General features: G+C 71.7%; 6 protein-coding genes. All 6 read left to right on the top strand.

All coding sequences use genetic code 11. The features are described 5' to 3' along the window. Nucleotides 1-350 (top strand): SPOR domain-containing protein (locus A612_RS12250; RefSeq protein ID WP_019374761.1); only part of this gene is annotated, 350 nt, incomplete at its 5' end. A gap of 91 nt (nt 351-441) precedes the next feature. Further along, complete coding sequence (locus A612_RS12245) at nt 442-1,104, top strand: thiol:disulfide interchange protein DsbA/DsbL (RefSeq protein WP_019374760.1); 663 nt, start codon at nt 442-444, stop codon at nt 1,102-1,104. Between the two features lie 61 nt (nt 1,105-1,165). Further along, nucleotides 1,166-1,681: a bacteriohemerythrin gene (locus tag A612_RS12240; RefSeq protein ID WP_019374759.1), complete on the top strand. Its 516-nt coding sequence runs from the start codon at nt 1,166-1,168 to the stop codon at nt 1,679-1,681. A 69-nt stretch (nt 1,682-1,750) separates the two neighbouring features. Further along, the gene (gene lptA, locus A612_RS12235) at nt 1,751-2,392 is read left to right on the top strand and encodes a lipopolysaccharide transport periplasmic protein LptA (protein WP_019374758.1); all 642 of its coding nucleotides are present in this window, start codon (nt 1,751-1,753) and stop codon (nt 2,390-2,392) included. Next, a complete protein-coding gene (gene lptB / locus A612_RS12230) occupies nt 2,389-3,171 on the top strand; it encodes an LPS export ABC transporter ATP-binding protein (RefSeq protein ID WP_019374757.1) in 783 nt (260 codons plus the stop codon). The genes lptA and lptB overlap by 4 nt, the downstream gene beginning before the upstream one ends. Nucleotides 3,172-3,223: 52 nt before the next feature. Further along, the coding region (locus A612_RS12225; RefSeq protein ID WP_019374756.1) for an RNA polymerase factor sigma-54 at nt 3,224-3,990 on the top strand (767 nt) is incomplete at its 3' end.

Raw genomic sequence — 3,990 nt, 5'->3', positions numbered from 1 at the left:
CCCCTGCCACCTCGGCCGACCCCCTGGGCGACCTGGCGCGCGCGCGCGCCAATGCCGCGCCGGCGCCGGCCGCGCCTGCACCGCCGCCCGCGCCGCCGCGCGACGTGGCGGACCCGTTCGACTACTTCGTGCAGGCCGGCGCCTTCCGCACCCAGCAGGACGCCGACGCGCAGCGCGCCAAGCTGGCCATGCTCGGCTGGGAGGCGCGCGTGAGCGAACGCGAGCAGGGCGGGCGCACGGTGTTCCGCGTGCGCATCGGGCCGTTCGCCAAGCGCGACGATGCCGAATCGCTCAAGCACAAGCTCGATGGCGCCGGCGTCGATGCGGCGCTGGTGCGCGTGCCCCACTGAGCAGGCACGCCTGCACCGCCGGGCGCGCGAGAACTTTCCCTGCCGCGCAGGCTCTACCCATCCCCTTGATGACCTTCGGAGCGACCTGCCCATGAACCGCCGTGAGTTTTCCCAGTCCACCGTCTCGGTGCTCGCCATCTCCGCCCTGGGCCTGCCACTGGCCATGCCCGCGCTGGCGCAGGCACCGGCGCCGCTCAAGGAGGGCAAGGACTACGTGCGGCTGGCGAAGCCGGCGCCCGTGGAGGCTCCGGCAGGCCAGGTCGAGGTGATCGAGTTCTTCTGGTACAGCTGCCCGCACTGCAATACCTTCGAGCCGACCCTCGACGCCTGGATGAAGGCCGCGCCCAAGGACCTGCACATCCGCCGCGTGCCGGTGGCCTTCAACGCCAGCTTCGTGCCGCAACAAAAGCTCTACTACGCCCTCGAGGGCATGGGCAAGCTGCCCGAGCTGCATGCCAAGGTCTTCCGTGCCGTGCACGTCGAGCGCCTGCCGCTGAACAAGGACCAGGCGATCTTCGACTGGATCGCCAAGCAGGGCGTGGACGCCGCCAAGTTCAAGGAGGTCTACACCTCCTTCACGGTGGCCAACCAGGTGCGCAAGGCAACCCAGCTGCAGGAGGCCTACCAGGTCGAGGGCGTGCCCTCCATGGGCGTGGCCGGGCGCTACTACACGGACGGCACCATGGCCGGCACGATGGACAACGTGCTGCGCGTGGTGGAGCAGCTGACGGCACAGGCGCGCAAGGGCGCTTGACCCACATCAAGGTCCGGGCCGGCCGTGGCCGCCCCGCCGGCAAAGCGGGGTAGAGTACGTCATGGCCCATATCGTCTGGACGCCGGACCTCAACACCGGCATTGCCGAGATCGACCGGCAGCACCGTCGCATCGTCGACTACATCAACATGCTGCACGAGCAGCGCCGCCTCGCGGACCGCGCTGCCCTGGCCGCGGTCATCGCGGACGTGGTGGACTACACCGAATCGCACTTCGCCTTCGAGGAAGAACTGCTGGAGCAGGCGGGCTACGAATTCCTCGGTCTGCACCGCAAGGTGCACAGCCTGTTCATCCGCCGCATCGGCACCGTCAAGGCGCGCTTCGAAGCCGGCGAGGACGTGGCCGACGAACTGCACGAGATCCTGTCGAACTGGCTGATCCGCCACATCCGCACCGAGGACCACGGCTACAAGGAGCAGGTCAAGGCCTACCTCGCCCAGCGCGGCGAGGCGGCGGAGACGGCCAGCGCGGAGAATGCCGATTTCGAGGCGCTGCTGCCCGGCCTGGGACAGCGCATGCAGAAGAAGGGCTGGCTGGCGCGGCTGTTCGCGCGCTGAGGGCTGCCCCGGGGGGCGAGCCCGGCACGCGGCCGGGCCTCGTTACAATCCATGCAAGAAACGTGCCCCATGAAGCTCCGATCGTTCTTTCCCCTCCTGTGCGGCCTGTGGCTCGGGCTTGCCATGCCGGCGGCGCAGGCCGAGCGCGCCGACCGCGACAAGCCCATGAACATCGAGGCGGACGCGCTGCGCCATGACGAGGTGCAGCAGACCAGCGTGTTCACCGGGCGCGTGGTCGTGACCAAGGGCTCGATCGTGCTGCGCGGCGAGCGCATGGAAGTGCGCCAGGATCCGGAGGGCTACCAGTCCGGGGTGGTGACGGCCGAGTCCGGCAAGCGGGCCTTCTTCCGCCAGAAGCGCGACACGCCCGCGGGTGCGCCCGAGGAGTTCGTCGAGGGCGAGGCCGAGCGCATCGAGTACGACGGGCGCGGCGAGAAGGTGCGCCTGATCCGCCGCGCCGAGCTGCGCCGCTACCGCGCCGCCGCGCTGAGCGACGAGATCACCGGCGCGCGCATCGTCTACGACAGCGGCGCCGACGTCTTCACCGTCGATGGCGCGCCCCAGGGCAGCAAGGGCGGGGGCCAGGGCCGTGTGCGCGCCGTGCTCTCGCCCAAGGAAGCGCCGGCGGGCGGTGCGGCCCCGGCCGCCCCGGCGCCCGCTCCCGCCCTGCGTCCCAGCACCGAGCTGGGGACTGGCGGCGTGCAGCGATGATGGGGCCCGCGCGCGCCGTGGATGCGCCGCCGCAGGACGGCAGCCGCCTGCAGGCGCGGCACCTGCGCAAGTCCTACAGCGGCCGGCAGGTGGTGCGCGACGTCTCGCTGTCGGTGCGCAAGGGCGAGGTGGTGGGCCTGCTCGGACCGAATGGCGCGGGCAAGACGACCTCCTTCTACATGATCGTCGGGCTGGTGCGCTGCGATGGCGGCGAGATCGCCATCGACGGGCAGGACGTCACGCGCATGCCGATCCACCGGCGCTCGCGCCTGGGCCTGTCCTACCTGCCGCAGGAAGCCTCGATCTTTCGCAAGCTCAGCGTCGAGGACAACGTGCGCGCGGTGCTGGAGCTGCAAAAGGACGAGACCGGCCGGGCGCTGCCGCGCGGGGAGATCGAGCGGCGCCTGACGCTGCTGCTGCAGGAGCTGCGCGTCGACCACCTGCGCCGCTCGCCGGCGCCGGCGCTGTCGGGCGGCGAGCGCCGGCGGGTGGAGATCGCGCGCGCCCTGGCGACGCAGCCGCGCTTCATCCTGCTCGACGAGCCCTTTGCCGGCATCGACCCGATCGCCGTGATCGAGATCCAGCGCATCATCGGCTTCCTCAAGGAACGCGGCATCGGCGTGCTGATCACCGACCACAACGTGCGCGAGACCCTGGGCATCTGCGACCACGCCTTCATCATCAGCGAGGGGCAGGTGCTGGCCGAGGGCACGCCTTCGGAGATCGTCGACAACGCGGAGGTGCGCCGGGTGTACCTGGGCGAGCACTTCCGCATGTGAGCGGATTCGCCATGCGCCTGCCTGCCTGCCGCCGCGCCGGCTCCGCCTGCCCATGAACCGCCCGACGCTGGCCCTGCGCGTCTCGCAGCAGCTGACGCTCACGCCGCAGCTGCAGCAATCGATCCGGCTGCTGCAGCTGTCGACGCTGGAATTGGCGCAGGAGATCGACCAGATGCTCGCCGACAACCCCTTCCTGGAGCAGGAGGAAGACGCGGGCGAGGCGGCCGCCGGCACCCTGGAGCGCGCCACGGCACCGGACGAGGCGGCGGCAGACGCCGCCGAGGAGGGGTCCGCCGCCGAGGCCGCCGAGTTCGCGGAGATCGCCGGCACGGCCGAGCAGCTGGCCTGGGAAGGCGAGGGCGAGGGCAGCGGCGAGGCGGAAGGCGAGTGGAGCCCCGCGGCGCCGGCCGGTGCGGGTTCGGGCGACGAGGGGTTCGATCCCATTGCGCTGGCCAGCGCGCACCGCAGCCTGGCGGACCACCTCGCCGAGCAGGCGCTGGCGCTGCGCCTGTCGTCGGAGGACCGGCTGGTGCTGGACTTCCTGATCGGCTCGCTCGACGAGGACGGCTACCTGGAGGATTCGCTGGAGGAACTGGCGCAGGCCCTGCTCGGCCCGCATCCGCAGGATGCGGAGCGCGCCGGCGAGCTGCGCCACCGGCTCCAGCTGGGGCTGGCGCTGCTGCAGAGCCTGGAGCCGGCCGGCGTGGGCGCGCGCGACCTCGCCGAGTGCCTGGGGCTGCAGCTGCGCGCCCTGGCGCAGGCAGGCGGCCACGACCCGGCGCTGCTGCAGCTGGCGCAGGCGATCTGCGAACAGCCGCT

Source organism: Melaminivora alkalimesophila, assembly GCF_000282995.1.
Classification (GTDB): domain Bacteria; phylum Pseudomonadota; class Gammaproteobacteria; order Burkholderiales; family Burkholderiaceae_C; genus Melaminivora; species Melaminivora alkalimesophila.
The sequence above is the reverse complement of the archived record's forward strand: the minus strand, read 5'-3'. Positions and strand labels throughout refer to the sequence as shown.

Coding starts and splice junctions, on each gene's coding strand:
- A612_RS12245 (WP_019374760.1), top strand. CDS start 442: ATGAACCGCCGTGAGTTTTCCCAGTCCACCGTCTCGGTGCTCGCCATC.
- A612_RS12240 (WP_019374759.1), top strand. CDS start 1,166: ATGGCCCATATCGTCTGGACGCCGGACCTCAACACCGGCATTGCCGAG.
- lptA (WP_019374758.1), top strand. CDS start 1,751: ATGAAGCTCCGATCGTTCTTTCCCCTCCTGTGCGGCCTGTGGCTCGGG.
- lptB (WP_019374757.1), top strand. CDS start 2,389: ATGATGGGGCCCGCGCGCGCCGTGGATGCGCCGCCGCAGGACGGCAGC.